This is a genomic window from Paenibacillus hemerocallicola (assembly GCF_006265175.1).
Classification (GTDB): domain Bacteria; phylum Bacillota; class Bacilli; order Paenibacillales; family NBRC-103111; genus Paenibacillus_AB; species Paenibacillus_AB hemerocallicola.
In genome coordinates this window covers 18,492-35,147 of record NZ_VDCQ01000033.1, presented here as the reverse complement: position 1 = coordinate 35,147, position 16,656 = coordinate 18,492, and the positions used below count along the sequence as shown (strand labels likewise).

Here is a 16,656-nt window from a genome sequence, read left to right as displayed (position 1 = left end):
GTACCGTAGTCGGATCCGAATCCTATGCTCTGGAGCGCACCTCGAAAATGGCGAACTTCAAATAATCGCCTTCATCTACGCCCAGTATATGCGGGTGGTCTTTGCCCGCGCCGCGGTATTCGATCAGCCGCAGCACTTTGCGGGCGTCGGCCGCAGCCGCCAAAATCGTATCGAGAAACGCCTCCGGCCGAACATGATACGAGCAGCTTGCCGTAACGAGATAACCGCCCTCGTTGACGAGCTTCATCGCATGCAGGTTTATATCCTTGTACCCTCTCAGAGCTCCGTCCACGGCGCTCTTCGTTTTGGCGAACGCCGGAGGATCCAGGATGATCACGTCCCATGTCCGGCCTTCCGACCCGACCGGCTTGGAGGTGTCCACCTTCTCCCCGGCTTGCCCCGCATTGGCCCGCGCTCGCCGTTCGTCAAGCCCTTTCACCTGAACTCGCAAATAATCGAACGCGTCGGCTACGACGAACTCCACCCGATCGGCAAAGCCGTTCTTCTCTACATTCCGTTTCGCATTCTCGATCGCATGCTCGGATATATCGAGACAGGTGACCCTCTTCGCTCCGGATTGGCACGCGTTCAGCGTGAAGCTTCCCGTATGGGAGAAGCACTCCAGCACGGACGCGCCGTCCCAGTAGGGAAACGTGACAATTTTGCCGTTTGCGTTGACGGGAACCGGCCTGCCCGAGTCTTCATCGACCGACAGACGGATCCCGCTTCGCGCCCCCCACCCGGTCATCAGCTTGCCGATGGCCTCGCGGTTTTCGCGCTGATCGAAAAAGTATCCCGTCTTCTGCCCTTGCTCGATATCGACCTCGACCCGGAGGCCGTTCTCGAAAATGTCCACAAATCGCGGACATTCGCCGTAAAGCGTTCCTTTCGTCTGCTCGAGCCCTTCAAGCTCGCGCACCGACACATCGCTGCGCTCATAGATGCCCTTCGGCTGGAGCAGCTCCGCGAGCGTCTCCACGATTACGCTTTTGCGCCGCTCCATGCCGAGCGACAGCACCTGGATGACCAACACGTCGCCAAACCGGTCGACGACCAGGCCGGGCAGAAAATCCGCTTCCCCGTAAACGAGCCGGTAACCGGTAGACTCGCCGACGAAGCGGCTTCTAAGCTGCATCGCTTGACGGATGCGGTCGGCAAAAAACTCCCGGTCCATCTCCTCCAAAGGCGAGTACGATACGATCCGGACGGCGATTTGCGATTTCGGATTCATATAGCCGCATCCCAAATATTGCCCCGTATGGCTCATAACCGAGACGAGGTCTCCCGGCTCGCAGCTTCCTTCCATGCTCGCGATTTCATTGGCGTAAATCCACGGATGCCCTTGCTCCAGCCGCTTTTTCCTTTTGCGGTCCAAAATGACGGATGCCATAACTTATTTTCCTCCAGCTCCATTTTCGCTGCCTGGACGGCTTATTCGCATCCGCAGCTTGTCATGCTTGTCTATCCATACACATAAGATGGTACAAACGGTTCGATTCCAGTTAAAAAGGAGACCTGCATGATCACCCATATCCTATTGCCGATGCTGGTCGGGCTCGGCATATTTCTGACCGGCATGAAAGTGATGGAGCTGGCGCTGCACCAATGGGCCGGCTCCTATTTGACCGGTCTCGTAGAACGGTTTACGCGAACTCCGCTCCGCGGCATGCTGATCGGTACCGGCGTTACCGCCGCGCTTCAAAGCAGCAGCGCGATAACGGTTATTACGATCGGACTGGTCAACGCCCGAATCATGACGTTCCCGAAAACGCTGGGCATTATTCTCGGCTCGAATATCGGCACTTGCATTACGACCGAATTGATCGGGCTGAATTTGACCAAGCTGGCCTTTCCGCTGCTGCTCGCCTCAAGCTCCGTATGGCTGTCTACCTTGTTCCCTTGGCCCATCGTTTCGCGCAGGATGAGGTTCCATCGTATGTTGCACCATATCCGTTCCCTTTCGCTCGCCGTCAGCGGCTTCGCTTCGGTCATGCTCGGCGTCGAGGTGATGCAGACGATCGTCCCAGCCTTGCAATCCCGCGGATTGTTCGGCTGGTTCGTCGAGCATGCGCAGCGGAGCATCCTGTGGGGCGTTATCGCGGGAGCGGTGCTCACCGCGATTATCCACAGCAGCGCCGCCACGATAGCGATGACGATGGGACTTGCCGCAGTCGACGCCATCCCGGTCGAGCTCGGCATCGCCATCGTGCTGGGCGCGAACGTCGGCACATGCGCAACCGCTTTGCTTGCCGCCGTCGGCGGCAGCAAAAACGGCCAATTCGTAGCCTGGTCGCACATTGCGCTCAATGTAGGCGGCGCGCTGCTATTTCTCCCGCTGCTGCCGCTGCTGCACGAGTCTTCGGCGCTGCTGGCGGCCAATCCTTCCGGTCAGATCGCGCACGCCCAGACGATATTCAACGTTGTCTGTTCGATTATAGCGCTGCCTGTCTGCTATTTGCCCGTATTGAGAAGAATCGGGACGAAGACGGTATAAAGTCCATGGGCCTAAAAGGTCATTACCCGCCATCAGTAAGATGCCGTTCCGCCGGCGCCGCTTACGATCGCTACTCCCGAGCTCGTACCGAGTCTCGACGCCCCCGCCTCGATCATGGCCAGTGCGGACGCCAAATCGCGGACGCCGCCGGACGCTTTCACCTGAACGTCCGGCGAGACGGCCGCCCGCATCAGTTTCACATCGTCAACGGTCGCCCCTCCCGGACCGAAGCCGGTCGACGTTTTGACGAAATGCGCCCCGGCCTCCTCGGCCAGACGGCACGCGGTCCTTTTCTGCTCTTCGTTCAAAAAGCCGGTTTCCAGTATGACCTTTACGATCGCTTTCCCCTTTACCGCTTCCACGACCGCCCGTATATCCTCTCTCACCAGCGACTCGTCGCCGGCGAGCAGCGCCCCGATCTGCAAAACCATATCGATATCGGTCGCGCCGCACTCCGCCGCCTTGGCCGCTTCGAACGCCTTCGCCTCGCTAAGGGTGGCGCCCAGCGGAAAACCGACTACGGCACTGACTCGCACCGCGCTTCCATCCAGTGCCCGGATGCAGGTCGGCACCCAACCGCTGTTGACGCACACGCTGTAGAAATTATAGCTGCGAGCTTCATCGCACAGCTTCAAAATCGCCTCGGACGTCGCATCCGCTTTCAGAAGCGTATGGTCGATATACGACGGCAACGTTTCCACCCGAAAACCGGATATTCCGCTCATGATTCCACCTCGATCCGCAAAGCTTCAAGCGCTTTTTTCAATACGGAATCGTTGTTCGCGTAACCCGACTGCCGCTGCCGCTTCCACGCTTCCAACGGATCGAACCATTCGACACCGCTAATTTCTTCCACCTGCGCCCGCAAATCGCCGCCGGTGGCCTCCACCAAATAGTAATGAACCTCTTTGTCGACGACTCCCCACTCGGCATGCGTATATTGGTACCCGATCCGTTCCAGCGGAGCAACGATCGTGCCGTCGATGCCCGTTTCTTCGCGGATTTCGCGGATCGCCGTCTGTTCGATCGTCTCTCCCGGCTCCATTTTGCCCTTCGCCAACGTCATTTTCCCGTAACGATCCATGATCAGCTGAATTTCCTTCTTGCTTTCCCTCACGCGGTATACGACACCGCCGGCCGATATTTCCTTCATGGGAACCCGCCTCTCCTCCATTGCTTATACAAGAAAGATTCCGCAACCCGGCAAAGGCCGGATCGCGAAATCCCCGATCGCATTGCAACATCCTCATTCAGCTGTTGACCGCCGTTTTGCGGATAACCGGCTCCAATACGCGGACAAACTCGCCCTTGCTTTCGTTGACGCCCGGTTCGGTAAGCTTCACGCGGCATATTTGGCCCAGCATGTCTTCCGTGCCCGGAAACACGAGGTTGACGTAATTATCCGAATACCCCATCAGCAGCCCGCTGTCGGGCGCTCCTTTGTACGTACGCTCGGGAATGACCTCGAGCACTTCCCCGACGAATTTTTGCGCATAAGCAAGCTGCATCCGCTCGGACAGATCGATCAGCTCATGGACGCGTTCGTTTTTGATTTCCTCGTCTACCTGGTCCTCCATGCGTGCGGCCGGTGTGCCGGTTCGCTTGGAATACGGGAATACATGCATTTCGGCAAACTGCATTTGCTCCATGAAACGGTAGCCGTTCCGGAACATTTCCTCCGTCTCCCCCGGAAAACCGACGATAACATCGGTCGTAATCGCCACGCCCGGCAAAGCGCGATGCAGCTTCTCGATTTTGCCGCCAAACTCGGCCGTCGTATATTTGCGGCGCATGCGCGCCAATACGGCATCGTCGCCCGCCTGCAGCGGAACGTGCAGATGTCGGCACATTTTATCGGAAGCATTGAGGACGTCGATGACTTTATCGGTAATTTGGCTGGCCTCGATCGAGCTTATCCGGATTCGCTGCAGGCCGTCCACCTTGTCCAAATCGCATAGCAAATCGGCCAAATCGTAGTTTTGGAAGTCTTCCCCGTAGCCCCCGGTATGGATGCCCGTCAGAACGATTTCCTTGTAGCCGGCCTCGACAAGCATGTGAGCCTGCTTGATGACGCTGTCCGCCTGACGGCTGCGCATCAGCCCGCGCGACCATGGAATGATGCAGAACGTACAGAAATTGTTGCAGCCTTCCTGTATTTTCAGAAATGCCCGCGTACGGTCGGCAAAATCGGGTACGTCCAGCTCCTCGAACTCGCGCGTTTTCATAATATTGCGCACCGCATTGATCGGCTGACGCTGCTCATGGAACTGCTTCACGAGCGGAATGATTTGGTCGCGGCTTTGCGTGCCGATAACCAGATCGACGCCGGGAATCGCCATGATTTCCGCAGGGGACGTCTGGGCGTAGCACCCGGTAACGGCCACGATGGCGTCCGGATTGCGACGTACCGCGCGGCGTATAATTTGCCGGCTCTTCTTGTCGCCCGTATTCGTTACGGTACAAGTATTGATTACATATACGTCGGCCGTTTGCTCGAAATCCACCTGCTCGTACCCTTCGTTTTTGAACAGCTGCCAGATCGCTTCCGTATCGTAGAAATTCACTTTGCAGCCAAGCGTGTAAAACGCCACTGTAGACATTCGGGTCAACCTCCCATCTCTCCCGCTTCGTATAACATACACGTCAGTCCGACCATTCCGGCCGTTTCCGTCCGCAATATCCGCGCACCGAGCAGCACCGGCACGCACCCGACCGCTTCCGCCTCACTCGCCTCCCGCTCGGAAAAACCGCCTTCCGGACCGACAATCAGCAGGACGTTCATTCCTTCCGTTCCGCCACGCGACGCAATGGCGCGCCGCAGCTCTTGCTTCAGCATCGTTCCGGCTTCCTTCTCGTAACAAAAGAACGCCGCATCGGCCTTCCCGACCGATTGCAGCAATTCGTTCCACTTCAGCGGGGATTCCACTGCCGGAACCCGGTTGCGGTGCGCCTGCTCCGCCGCCTCCTTGGCGATTTTGGCCCAGCGCTCCAGCCGCTTCGACTCTTTCTTGGCGTCATACTGGACGACGGTCCGTTCCGAGATGAACGGGATGAATCGGACCGCTCCGATTTCGGTTCCTTTTTGAATGATCGTCTCCATTTTGTCGCCTTTCGGCAAGCTTTGGGCGATCGTTACGCGAATGGCCGGCTCCGCCGACATGGGAAGCATCTCGGCAATGGAGGCGACGACGCGGTTTTTGCCGATATCGGATATGGCTGCCAGCGCTTCTCGGCTGGCTCCGTCGCTTACGATAATCGAATCGCCGATGCGGGCCCGCATCACGTTCGCGATATGGTGAGCATCGTCCCCGGTCACGACCGCTTCCGATTCCGTCATTTGCTCAGGCGGTATAAAGTATCTCTGCATGGTACCCCTTCTTACTGTCGGATCCTGAAACCAACTTCCATCATACAACGTTTCGGGACGAATTTCTACTGATCGGACACGTTCCCGAACCGTCCCGGCCGCGCAATCTTTTCCTTGGATTCAGGAAAGCAGCTAAATAAAAATGGATATAAACCGGCTCATGCCGCTTAATATATCGTTGCCGATAGCAAACAAAGGCTGGATCGTCACCCGTGAAAGCGGCGGAATGAAAATGAGCATGAGGAAAATAAAAATGCCCCATTGTTCATTCTTTGCCATTTTCAACCGAATATGCGTCGGCGCCAAATCCTCGATGATCCGATACCCGTCAAGCGGCGGCAGCGGGATCAGGTTGAAAATGAACAAAACCAGATTAAGCTCGACCAGCCGGGTAAGGAATAGCGCTATCGCATCGGCGACTCCCTTGGAAGCGCCGTCCAACAGTCCGGCGGCCATAATGATATGAACGATCAGCACCCCGATAAAGGCGAGCAGCAAGTTGCTTAGAGGACCGACCGCCGATACGATAATGCCCATGAGCCTCGGATATTTGAACCGGCCGCGGTTGACGGGAACCGGCTTCGCCCAGCCGAAGCCGGCAATGAAAATAAGAATCGTGCCGAGCACGTCCAGATGCACCCTGGGGTTCAGCGTCACCCGGCCCAACTGCTTGGCCGTTGGATCCCCGAACTTGTATGCAGCGTAGGCGTGGGCGAATTCGTGCACCGTAAAAGCGAGTACGAGAACGATAAAAATAAACGGCAGTTCTTCTAACGGATACCTCAGAAAGCTGTTCAATCCGTCCACCCTGATTCCCTCCTACGGTTTCTTCGCCACGAAGGCGATCCAATCCTGGTCGCGCTCCTTGCGTTCGATGGCGAAGCCTGCTTGAACCAGCCCCTTCTCGACGTCATCCGCCTTGTTCTTGTATATACCGGACGTGATGTAGGTGCCTCCCGATTCCAGCACATCGTATACGTCTTGGATAAACAACAATATAATTTCGGCCAAAATGTTCGCCACGACAAGCTTGACGGGCAGCTTCACGCCCAAAGCCCCGACGTCGACGCCCGGAGTCCGACCGCTTCCTTCCTCCCCGCCGGCTACAAGTCCCGCGCTCCGCAAAACGCCGAGAAGATCACTCTCCATGACCGCGACAATGCCGCCTACTCCGTTCAACTGCACATTTTCCGTGGCGCTCTCGACCGCGACGGGATCCAGGTCCAGCGCCAGCACGCGGCGCGCGCCGAGCTTCGCGGCGGCAATCGCCAGTATGCCCGAGCCGGTTCCTACATCGATGACGTCCGTTCCCGGCTCGATCGCTTTTTCCAGCGTCTGCAAGCACAGCGAAGTCGTCGGATGCGTCCCGGTGCCGAAAGCCATGCCCGGATCCAGCTCGAGTATGATCTCGTCCGCGCTTTCCGGCTCGTACCGCTCCCACGTAGGCTTGATTGTAAGACGGTCGGAAATGCGCATCGGCTTATAATACTGCTTCCAAGAATGGGCCCAGTCTTCCTCGTCGACCTCGCGCGTTTTGATCGTAGCCTTGCCTACATCGTATTCCAGCTCGTCCCGGACAAATCGGACGTGCTCCTCGAGCTGACCGATCAATGCCCCTACGTCCTCGGGATCGGCGAAATAAGCTTGTACGACCGCTTCCCCTTCCGGAATGTCGTTCAACGGCGTATCGTACAGCTGGCCGAGCGACGTATCCCGCTCCTTGGCGAGCGTACCTGACTCCTCGATCGTTACGCCCCCTGCTCCCATCTCGTGAAATGCGTTCGCGACCAGTTCGGCTACTTCCTCGCGCGTATGTATCGTTATTTCATGCCAACGCATCGTATTCCCCCTAATGTATACAACGGCCCGATTGTTCCGTATGTGCAATCTGTTTCATTGTACAACATTCCCGCGCCGGGAGTAAAACGTTCAACGGAATGTATCCCGCCCGGGAGCGGCTGTCGCCGGCGAGTCCTCTCTGGTACAATGGGTTTACCGAATCCGTATATCCGAAGGAGCAATCAGATGATCCGCAACCGACGTTTAATAACCGAGCAGGATTTGCAGGAAGCGATGGAGAACGAACTGGCGATCCGGGTGTTCAAGGACGACCATATGATCGATTCGGGGGGCATTATTATCCGTTTCGACGACACGACCGTCGTAGTCCAATCCGGGGTTAGCGAGCTCGCCTACCATTCGAGGGAGCAGTGCGAATTTTTCGAGATGAAGAAGAAGCACTGAAGCGAGAAGCACAAGCTTCCGTATCAAGTGCAGATAACAGAATTTTCAAACAATAAAGGGAAGTCGGCCGAAATGGCGAATACTGTACATACGTCACTTTCATCACATTCCGAGGAGGCTGTGCATGTACGAGTTGAAGGACAAAGAGATGATATTCGTCTTTACCGGACCGACCGGAGCGGGGCGCAAAACGATTGCCGAGCTGGCCGGCGCCACGATCCCCATGAAGCAGGTGATTTCGTATACGACCCGCGAGCCGAGAGCCAATGAAGCGGAAGGCCGCGACTATCATTTTATCGGCGCGGACGAATTCCAATCGGCAATGCGCAACGACGAGTTCGTGGAAACGGTGGAAATCGACGGCGTGCATTACGGGATCAAAAGCGCCGACGTCGAAGCGGGATTGCGGCAATACGGCTGCATCTATCTCGTATTGAACCGGTACGGGGCGGACATTTTAAAGAAGCTGTACGGGGATAAAGTGAAACGGTTTTTCATATACGCCAGTCCGGATACGATCGTAAGCCGTTTGGTGGAGCGGGGCGATTCCCGGGACCGGATCGACCGGTATGTCTCCCACTACGACGAAGAGATGGAGTACAGGGGCGAATGCGAGCACGCTTACGAGAACCTGGATTCCTCCCGTACGATTTATGACGTGGCCAAAGAGCTGGAAAACTATTTGCAGCGCGGACTGCTCGAGCTGGATTGAATGCCGCAGCTCCTGCCACGAACGCCAAAAGAGACTGCTCCGCCGGGAAAATCCGGAAGGGCAGTCTCTTTTTTTGAAAAACCGACTTCCGCAACCATTACAAAATCGGAGAAAGCAACCGGGCGCACGATTCCAGAAATCGTTTGAACAGCGGACGCTTCCGATATTCCTCCTCGGTCAGGAGCCTGCTGTGCTCCTGATCTTCCACGAAAATATGCTGCAGCTTGGCGGCGGTGGCGGTATCGTACAAAACGGCATTGACTTCGAAATTCAGCTTGAAGCTGCGCAAATCGATATTCGCCGTCCCGACCGAAGCTACCCGTCCGTCTACGACAATCGTTTTGGCATGCAAAAATCCTTTTCCGTACAAATAGCACTTTACCCCGACCGATAGCAATTCGCCCAAGTACGAGGTGGACGCCCAGTAAACCAGGGGGTGATCCGGCTTTCCCGGCAGCATCATCCGAACGTCTACCCCCGACAAAGCCGCCATCTTCAAGGCGGTCATCAAGCTTTCGTCGGGCACGAAATACGGCGTTTGAATCCAGACGCTCTGCTTCGCGGCATGAATCATCTTGATATACGCCTTCTTGATCTGCTCCTTATCGTTGTTCGGTCCGCTTGAAACGATCTGCATCCCTACCTTGCCCGGATGGCTGGCAGCCGGAAAATACGGCGTCACGTCCCCTATTTTGTTGTCCGACGACAAGTTCCAGTCGAGCACGAACAGCATCTGCATCTGGAACACGCCGCCTCCCCGCACCTTCAGATGCGTATCCCGCCAATCCCCGAACCGTTTGTCGAGTCCGAGATATTCGTCGCCGACATTGAGACCGCCGATGTAACCGATCGTACCGTCAATAATCGCAAGCTTGCGGTGATTCCTGTAGTTCAGACGGAAGTTCAAGTACGGGATCCTCGAAGGAAAAAAGGCGGCGGTCTTTCCTCCCGCATCCGTCAAAGGACGGAAAAATCTTCTCGTCAGCCCCGAGCTGCCGATCTGATCGTACAGAAAACGGACCCTTACTCCTTCTCTCGCTTTCGCGGCCAGCGCTTCCACGAGTCTGGAGCCGATTCCGTCGTTTTTGACGATATAGTAGACCAAATGAATATGATGCTTCGCTTCGCCGATCGCACGAAGCAGCGATTCGAACTTGCTGTTGCCGTCCGTAAAAATTTCGACATCGTTGTCTTGGGTATACAGCGCTTGCCCGCTGGCCAGGTTCATATAGATCATATCCTGAAAATGGATCATCGTCGGGTCGTGGAAATGGATTTGCCGAATGTCGCGCTGCTGACGCTCCACCAGATGCTGGACGAATTCGCGCTGTTCTTCCTTGATTTTATATATTTTGCGGCGGCTCAGGTTTTGCCCCAAAAACAAATAAAGAATAAACCCGACGCCCGGCAAAAAAAACAGCACCATAAGCCAAGCCCACGTGGCCCCGACGTTTCGCCGTTCCAGAAAAATGACCGTTGCGGCGAGAAGGATATTGATCAAGGAGAGCGGCAAATACAAATTTTGCGTAATACTCATGTGCGCATCTCCTCATTCCGTATAAGGTACGATTCGTCTCCGAGCCGGCATTAACCGTTTCCGGTGTCGGCCATGCTTCCTTAACCGTCTCTCGGAGGATTGATCCGCAATTGAATGAGGCCGTAAATATGTACGATTATGATTTTCGCGACCGCATACACCGGCACGGCGAGAAGCATGCCGAGAGGACCTACGAGGCTTCCGACGACTAGCAGCAGCAGCAAAATCGTGAGCGGATGAATTTCCAGCTGTTTGCCCATAATTTGCGGCGAGATGAGATTGCCTTCGATTTGTTGGGCGATTACCGCCACGATGATGACTTTGAGCACCATGAACGGCGAATCGACAAGGGCGACGAGGATAGCCGGCACGGCTGCAAGAAATGCTCCCACGTACGGGATGACGTTCGTAATCATGGCCGCGAGCGCGAGCAGGAACGCGTAATCGACCCCTACGATCAAATAGCCGACCAGACATAGCACCCCGACTACGAACGCCACGATAATTTGACCGCGAATATACAGACTGACCGTCTCATCCATTTTGGTCAAAATGTCTCTGATGCTTTCCTTGCGCGTATTGGGCAGCAGCTTCAGGATGCCGTCGCGGATTTTGTCCCCGTCCCTGAGCAAGTAGAATAAAATGAACGGTACGGTCACGATCAGGAAAAACACGTTCGCGACGAAACCGATGACCGTCTTGAAATTGGAGCTGAGCAAATTCAGCCCGACGACCAAATAATCGGAAACCTTCGCCGACAATTGGTTGAAATCGACGTCGAAGCTGTCGATAAACCGGGTGAACAGCTCGCTCTCGGCAAATTCCTGGCCTTTGTTGACCGCCGTCTGCAGCAGCACCGGCAAGCTGTTGATCAGCTCCGTAAACTGCCTTTTCAATACGGGCGCGACAAAGATGACGATGATCGTCACGAGCAAGGCGAAGCCCAAGTAAATGATCAAGATCGCCAGCGACTTCGGCACCCGCTTGCCGACCAGCAAATTGACGAGCGGCCGGAACAAATAAAACAACACGCCGGATATCAGTATGGGCGAGAACAGCGTCTGAACGAGCACTTTCAGCGGATAAAACACGAAGCTGATTTTCATGCCGACCCAAACGATCAGAAAGACGAGAAGAATGCCGTACCCGATCCGGAAAAATTTGCTTTGAGGCATCATGTCACACCAACCGTTTCCCAAAATATGGACCGCAGGCCGCATTGGTCTCATTATATCAGGTAAAACGCCGCGATAACAGCACCGTTCTCCTCCGGACCGTCTCATTCGTTCAGCTTTTTCGGCTTGCGCAGCGCGCGTTTCGGCTTCTTTTCCGCCTTCGTATCGCCTTCAGGCTTGACTTCGGCGGCCGGCTGATCGGCTCCCGTTTCCCCTCCGACGGCTTGACCCGCTTTGTCGCTTGGGCTGCCTCCGTCCGTTTGAACCGTTCCGCTTGAGCTGCCTCCGTCCGTTTGACTAGTTGCGTCGCCCGCCTTCATTCCGCCGTCTTGGCTCGCGGTGCCTGCCTGTTTCTTCGCTTCGCTGCCGCTTTTATACAGCTGATTGCCGCCGACGCTCTGTCCGGCGCCTGTTTTGGCGGGTTCCGGCCGTGCCGGATTTCTGGAGCCGATTGCCGCCTCGGGACTACCGTCCTTGCCGGGAGCATAAGGCAGCGTCGCCAGCCGAATGTTGGTGACCTTGCTCGTCCACTCGTCCATCGCGATCAAATCGCCGGTATTCACTTCCGAGAGCTTGCTTTTGCCGAGTGCGCGAATGCCCAGCTTGATCTCCTCCGCCATGGAGACGAAAAAGTTTTCCAAATAAGCCGCCGACTTGTCCTCGTCCAATTGGTCCGTGCTTTTGCCCGGATAAAAAGCGAGCTCCGTAGGAGGCTCCCACGGAATCGTCTTGGTCACCTGATCATGCGTCATCGCCCACAGAAGCGCGGTACCCATGAAGACGGCATCCGCGCCGAGCGCGAGCGCCTTGAGGCATTGGCCCGGCGTAGAATATCCGCCTCCCGTCAAAATCGAGATCCGGTCCCTGACGCCGCGCTCCTCCAAATACCGGATCGCCCGCGACAGGGCGAATAAGGTCGGCAAGCCGAAATCGTCCTCGAGGATCGGGGCGCCGCCTTTCGTCCCCGCCTGTCCGCCGTCGATGCTGATAAAATCGACACCCGCTTGAATGACGATTTCGAGATCCTCCTCGAAATGTCCGCTGGCGCATATTTTGACCCCGATCGGGACGCCTCCGGTCACTAGCCGCAAATGGTCGACCAGCTTGCGCAGGTCGTCCCCTTGATTGATTTCTTCGTGTCTGCCGGGAATGACAACAAAATCGTCGTTTTTCACCCCCATAATTTCGCTGGCCCGGCCTTGAATGAACTCGGACGGGATAATGCTTGCGGTACCGGCCGTGGCCCCTTGACCGAGATGAATCTCGATCGCGTCGGCCTGCTTCAGCACCTCCGGCTTGCGCGACCACGGTCCGGCGCTGTACTGCCATATGAAATGTTTGGCCAGCTCCCGTTCTTCCGGCAGAAAACCGCCTTCGCCCGAGTTGGTGGACGTGCCGACGGCCGCCGTAGCGCGGGCAATCGCCTTCTTGACCGTTTCGCTGACGCCGATTCCGTATCCCATCGCGCCGGCCATTAGCGGAATATCCAGCTTAAGCGGTCTCTTGGCGGTCGGCCCAATCTTGACCGATATGTCAATCTCCGTGCCCTCGTGCGTCGGAAGCGCGGCCAGCTGGGCGGCCGAAAACATCAAGCCGTCGAAGTTCAAAAATTTGCGCGGACTGCCGAACGGTCTCTCGATAATGGCGCCAGTCGCCGCGCGCAAGCTGTTTTCCACGACTACGATCGGATTGATGCGGGTCATGGCCGTAACCATCTCCCAAATATTTTCCGAATAGCGGTCCGACATCAGTCTTGCGATAAACTTCCCCAGCACATGCTTGATCAGCGGTCTCGCGAATATAACGGCGATCAAACCGGCCAGCATGACGGCCGCAAACGCGGCGGCAAAAGATCCGGCCGCAAACCAAAACCAATGATTACCCATGCATATCCCCTCGATCGTTATTGGAATGCAAGCCCTTATTGTGGGCGATTTTCCAAGCATAGCTTTCCCTTTAATCCGCGAAAAATCAATCGTCGAGCCCTATTCGTGAAAAACCCGCAGCGGCATACGAAAACAGACCCTCCCCGAAGGGAAGGTCTGCCAGGTTGTTGAGAAAGTCAAAAAGAGAATAGAACCCTCTAAAAGGGGGTGGGGAAATGCGCGTAAAGCAAAGCGTCTGACTTTATAATCGAGTTGTAACCGCTACTTTTCATGAAGACAACACGATTTTAACGGAAGTGGAGTGCATTCCCCACCCCCTTGCCTTCATGGCTACCTCTTTTTGTACGCTTTCTCAACAACCGCACAGACCTTCCCCGAAGGGAAGGTCTGCAGTATGAAGGATATAAGATTCCATCCGGAGCTCTAGGCCACCACTTTGCTTTCCGAAATGACTTTCGGCTTCAGCTTGCCGACGGTCAAGCTGATCGGCAGCGCTACGAGCGCGATGAAGGTAGCGATAAGGAAGACGTCGTTCACGCTCATCGTGAAGGACAGCAGTTGAATTTCCATTTTGTCGGTCACGCCGCTCTTCGCCAGATCGGTAGCGTGCCCCGTCGTGTACGAAGCGAGCAGCGAGGTGAAGATGGCGATCGAGAACGAGCCGAACACGTTCCGGGTCCAGTTCGACATCGAGGAAGCATGACCGGCGAGCTGAGGCGGAATCCGCTCCATGCCGGCATTGCTGCCCGGCATCATGACCATGGCGATACCCATGTTCCTTACGATCATCCACAGAAGGATATACATATGGGAAACCGTTACGCTCAACCAGCTGAGTGCGAGCGTTCCGACGCCGAGCAGCAAAATGCCGATGCTAAGCAGCCAGCGCGGACCGGTCTTCTCGTATATTTTCGCGACGATCGGCATCATGAGCGCCATGACGAGGGACGCCGGCAACAGGATGAGCCCGGTCTCCATCGGCGTTACGTGCTGGATGTTTTGCAAAAACACCGGAATCAGCAGCATCCCGGAATAAAGACTGATCGTCAGCACACTGACGATAATAAGCGTCAGCGTATACCGGCCGTTGGCCAAAACGCGAAGATCCAGAAGCGGCGTCTCGGCCGTCAATTCGCGCCAAATAAACAAAAGCAGAAATACGATGCCGACGATGAACAGCGTTACGATTTTGGTCGAGCCCCAGCCCCAAGCATGGCCTTGGCCAAGCGCAACGAGCAGAGAGGCGCTGCCGACGGTAACCGTCAAGAAGCCCGCCAAATCGAACGACTTCGGCACATTAAGCCGGTAATAAGGAATAAACCGGAACACGCATAGCAGCGACAGGACGCCGACCGGCAAATTGATCCAAAACAGCCATTTCCAGCTCCAGCTTTCCAGCAGCCAGCCCGCGAATGTAGGTCCGATAGCCGGTGCCAGCATGGCGGACACGCCCCACAAGCCGACTGCCATCGCCTGCTTCTCGCGGGGGATGACTTGATAAATGATCGTCATCGTAGCCGGTACGATCAAACCGCTGAATGCGCCTTGTAGAATGCGGAATACGATAAGCGATGCCGGATTCCAGGCGAACGCGCACAGCCCGGAAGCGACGGTAAAGCCCAGCAGCGCGAATAAGTAAAGCCGCTTGTAGCTGAACCTCTCGCCGAGATAGCCCGTGATCGGCGCGATCGTTCCCATCGCCAGCATGAAGCCGGTGATCGTCCACTGGATCGTGCTCAGGCTTGTCTCGAAATGGTGCTGCAGCATCGGCAGCGCGATATTGATCGTGCTCGTCGCCAGCGTCGATATGAAAGAACCGAAAAAGATGGCGATCATGACCGGCCAAAACCGGACGTTTTGCAGCTGTTTGTCCTCACTCACCCAAGTATCCTCCACTCCGTGTTTTTGCTGATATAATCTAAGTATTTATTTCGGTAGGCCTTATCTTACTCCCTTTTGCAGGGGGTGTCAACGACACGCACAAGCGGCGTCAGGTATTTGTTACATACATTCACGCAGCAACAAATACAGCCTAATTTTCCCGATAATTCCGCTGCCGCCTATGCTGATTATGTAGGCGCAACATATGGTGTTGGTATGACCTTGTCGAAAGGGGACGACCGATGAGCATTGTTGGAATACTAGTCGATGCCAGAGTGTTCCGGAACATCACGAGCGGCAAAACCGGCAACGAGCATATTCGCCATTACAATAGAGCCGCGGCCAAATACGGGCTGACCCCCGTCTACTTATGTCTGGAGCGGCTGCATCCGTCCGAAGGATACGCTTTCGGCTACAAATATAACGGAAGCAAGTACAGCTACGGGAAAATCGCGATTCCGCGGGTTATCCACAACAGGACAATGCCGACCTCCGAGCGAGACCGGTCACGCATGAAGCGGCTGAGACGAAGAAGCTATGTGTTCAACTCGAGAAACCGGTACCTCAAATACTCGATACACCGGATGCTGGCCGGCAAATTTTCTTCCCATCTTCCCTTCACCACGAGTTACTCGAGTTCCAATTTGAGCGGCATGATGGACCGTTTCGACAGCATCTATGTCAAGCCGCAAAGCAGCAGCATCGGCAAAGGGATCATGAAGCTGTCGCGTGCCGGTAGCGGCGGCTGGAAGGTTCAGCTGCCAAAAGGGACGATCGTGGCCAGAAGGAAAACGGCCATGCAAGCCGTCGATCGCATCGCCCGCAAAAAGCGCTACCTTATTCAGAAGACGATTCCGCTCGCCAAATACAAAGGGAGGCCTTATGATATCCGGGTGTCCGTACAACGCGGAAGCGGCGGACATTGGCAGGTGACCGGCATAGTAGGAAAAGTCGCCCGTAAAGGCAGCCACGTAACAAATGTAGCGCGCGGAGGGTCGGTGAAACGGTGCGAGTCGTTATTCGGCGGGGGCGCCATGAATCCGTCGAGAGTCGCCGGCTCCGTCAAAGCGCTGTCCTTGAGCATTACCCGTTATTTGGGCAAGCGGCTCGACCGGCTCGCGGACGTCGGCTTGGATATCGGCGTCACATCGGCCGGCAAGCCGTATTTTATCGAGCTGAATTGCCGCGATCAGCGATACAGCTTCAAGAAGGCGAACATGTCCGATACGTTTTACGAAACATACGCCAATCCGATCCGATATGCCAACTATTTGCTGAAAAAACGGTAGTCAAGAAACGCTCGACAATAAAAACCTCCCAAACCACGTTGTGCACATGGTCAAGGAGGTTTCTTCGTCGG

General features: G+C 55.8%; 14 protein-coding genes and 1 pseudogene. 4 read left to right on the top strand and 11 right to left on the bottom strand.

From position 1 onward, the window contains the following. Window positions 1–22: 22 nt before the first annotated feature. Window positions 23–1,390 (bottom strand): class I SAM-dependent rRNA methyltransferase, encoded by a 1,368-nt coding sequence (locus FE784_RS21855; RefSeq protein WP_139604364.1) that lies wholly within the window; start codon window positions 1,388–1,390, stop codon window positions 23–25. Between the two features lie 129 nt (window positions 1,391–1,519). Here FE784_RS21855 and FE784_RS21850 point away from each other — a divergent pair, with 129 nt between their 5' ends. Then, window positions 1,520–2,494, top strand: a complete 975-nt coding sequence (locus FE784_RS21850; protein ID WP_139604363.1) for a Na/Pi cotransporter family protein — start codon at window positions 1,520–1,522, stop codon at window positions 2,492–2,494. A 32-nt stretch (window positions 2,495–2,526) separates the two neighbouring features. Here FE784_RS21850 and deoC read toward each other — a convergent pair whose 3' ends face one another. The 6 genes from deoC to prmA form a co-directional block, all read right to left on the bottom strand. Continuing rightward, window positions 2,527–3,219, bottom strand: coding sequence for a deoxyribose-phosphate aldolase (gene deoC / locus FE784_RS21845; RefSeq protein ID WP_139604362.1), 693 nt, complete (start codon window positions 3,217–3,219; stop codon window positions 2,527–2,529). Beyond that, complete coding sequence (locus tag FE784_RS21840) at window positions 3,216–3,647, bottom strand: NUDIX hydrolase (RefSeq protein ID WP_139604361.1); 432 nt, start codon at window positions 3,645–3,647, stop codon at window positions 3,216–3,218. Before FE784_RS21840 ends, deoC begins: the two co-directional genes overlap by 4 nt. Window positions 3,648–3,744: 97 nt before the next feature. Continuing rightward, complete coding sequence (gene mtaB / locus FE784_RS21835) at window positions 3,745–5,094, bottom strand: tRNA (N(6)-L-threonylcarbamoyladenosine(37)-C(2))-methylthiotransferase MtaB (protein ID WP_139604360.1); 1,350 nt, start codon at window positions 5,092–5,094, stop codon at window positions 3,745–3,747. 5 nt (window positions 5,095–5,099) lie between these two features. Continuing rightward, window positions 5,100–5,861 carry a 16S rRNA (uracil(1498)-N(3))-methyltransferase gene (locus FE784_RS21830; RefSeq protein ID WP_139604359.1) on the bottom strand — a complete coding sequence of 254 codons (762 nt, stop codon included), beginning with the start codon at window positions 5,859–5,861 and terminating at the stop codon, window positions 5,100–5,102. A 132-nt stretch (window positions 5,862–5,993) separates the two neighbouring features. Then, complete coding sequence (locus FE784_RS21825; RefSeq protein ID WP_139604358.1) at window positions 5,994–6,668, bottom strand: site-2 protease family protein; 675 nt, start codon at window positions 6,666–6,668, stop codon at window positions 5,994–5,996. A 12-nt stretch (window positions 6,669–6,680) separates the two neighbouring features. Next, window positions 6,681–7,700 carry a 50S ribosomal protein L11 methyltransferase gene (gene prmA, locus FE784_RS21820; protein WP_139604357.1) on the bottom strand — a complete coding sequence of 340 codons (1,020 nt, stop codon included), beginning with the start codon at window positions 7,698–7,700 and terminating at the stop codon, window positions 6,681–6,683. A gap of 186 nt (window positions 7,701–7,886) precedes the next feature. Between prmA and FE784_RS21815 the strand changes: the two genes are divergently transcribed. Next, window positions 7,887–8,105: a hypothetical protein gene (locus tag FE784_RS21815; protein WP_139604356.1), complete on the top strand. Its 219-nt coding sequence runs from the start codon at window positions 7,887–7,889 to the stop codon at window positions 8,103–8,105. Window positions 8,106–8,229: 124 nt separating this feature from the next. Continuing rightward, complete coding sequence (locus FE784_RS21810) at window positions 8,230–8,817, top strand: guanylate kinase (protein ID WP_139604355.1); 588 nt, start codon at window positions 8,230–8,232, stop codon at window positions 8,815–8,817. Window positions 8,818–8,914: 97 nt separating this feature from the next. On the opposite strand, the gene cls is transcribed toward FE784_RS21810, so the two are convergent. The 4 genes and pseudogenes from cls to FE784_RS21790 all read right to left on the bottom strand — a co-directional run bounded on the left by cls (window position 8,915) and on the right by FE784_RS21790 (window position 15,296). Continuing rightward, on the bottom strand, window positions 8,915–10,354 hold the full coding sequence (cls, locus tag FE784_RS21805) for a cardiolipin synthase (RefSeq protein WP_139604354.1): 1,440 nt from the start codon (window positions 10,352–10,354) through the stop codon (window positions 8,915–8,917). Window positions 10,355–10,434: 80 nt separating this feature from the next. After that, the gene (locus FE784_RS21800) at window positions 10,435–11,532 is read right to left on the bottom strand and encodes an AI-2E family transporter (RefSeq protein WP_176706418.1); all 1,098 of its coding nucleotides are present in this window, start codon (window positions 11,530–11,532) and stop codon (window positions 10,435–10,437) included. Window positions 11,533–12,026: 494 nt separating this feature from the next. Continuing rightward, window positions 12,027–13,415: pseudogene (locus tag FE784_RS21795) on the bottom strand (FMN-binding glutamate synthase family protein); the annotation flags it as partial. Window positions 13,416–13,838: 423 nt separating this feature from the next. Further along, entirely contained in the window at window positions 13,839–15,296 is a 1,458-nt protein-coding gene (locus tag FE784_RS21790; RefSeq protein WP_246132121.1) for a DHA2 family efflux MFS transporter permease subunit, read from the bottom strand. A 242-nt stretch (window positions 15,297–15,538) separates the two neighbouring features. Here FE784_RS21790 and FE784_RS21785 point away from each other — a divergent pair, with 242 nt between their 5' ends. Continuing rightward, on the top strand, window positions 15,539–16,585 hold the full coding sequence (locus FE784_RS21785) for a YheC/YheD family protein (RefSeq protein WP_139604351.1): 1,047 nt from the start codon (window positions 15,539–15,541) through the stop codon (window positions 16,583–16,585). Window positions 16,586–16,656: the final 71 nt, after the last annotated feature.

What these genes read in the sequence shown, in the direction of transcription:
- FE784_RS21855 (WP_139604364.1), bottom strand. Translation starts at nt 1,390, where the DNA reads ATGGCATCCGTCATTTTGGACCGCAAAAGGAAAAAGCGGCTGGAGCAA.
- FE784_RS21850 (WP_139604363.1), top strand. Translation starts at nt 1,520, where the DNA reads ATGATCACCCATATCCTATTGCCGATGCTGGTCGGGCTCGGCATATTT.
- deoC (WP_139604362.1), bottom strand. Translation starts at nt 3,219, where the DNA reads ATGAGCGGAATATCCGGTTTTCGGGTGGAAACGTTGCCGTCGTATATC.
- FE784_RS21840 (WP_139604361.1), bottom strand. Translation starts at nt 3,647, where the DNA reads ATGAAGGAAATATCGGCCGGCGGTGTCGTATACCGCGTGAGGGAAAGC.
- mtaB (WP_139604360.1), bottom strand. Translation starts at nt 5,094, where the DNA reads ATGTCTACAGTGGCGTTTTACACGCTTGGCTGCAAAGTGAATTTCTAC.
- FE784_RS21830 (WP_139604359.1), bottom strand. Translation starts at nt 5,861, where the DNA reads ATGCAGAGATACTTTATACCGCCTGAGCAAATGACGGAATCGGAAGCG.
- prmA (WP_139604357.1), bottom strand. Translation starts at nt 7,700, where the DNA reads ATGCGTTGGCATGAAATAACGATACATACGCGCGAGGAAGTAGCCGAA.
- FE784_RS21815 (WP_139604356.1), top strand. Translation starts at nt 7,887, where the DNA reads ATGATCCGCAACCGACGTTTAATAACCGAGCAGGATTTGCAGGAAGCG.
- FE784_RS21810 (WP_139604355.1), top strand. Translation starts at nt 8,230, where the DNA reads ATGTACGAGTTGAAGGACAAAGAGATGATATTCGTCTTTACCGGACCG.
- cls (WP_139604354.1), bottom strand. Translation starts at nt 10,354, where the DNA reads ATGAGTATTACGCAAAATTTGTATTTGCCGCTCTCCTTGATCAATATC.
- FE784_RS21800 (WP_176706418.1), bottom strand. Translation starts at nt 11,532, where the DNA reads ATGATGCCTCAAAGCAAATTTTTCCGGATCGGGTACGGCATTCTTCTC.
- FE784_RS21785 (WP_139604351.1), top strand. Translation starts at nt 15,539, where the DNA reads ATGAGCATTGTTGGAATACTAGTCGATGCCAGAGTGTTCCGGAACATC.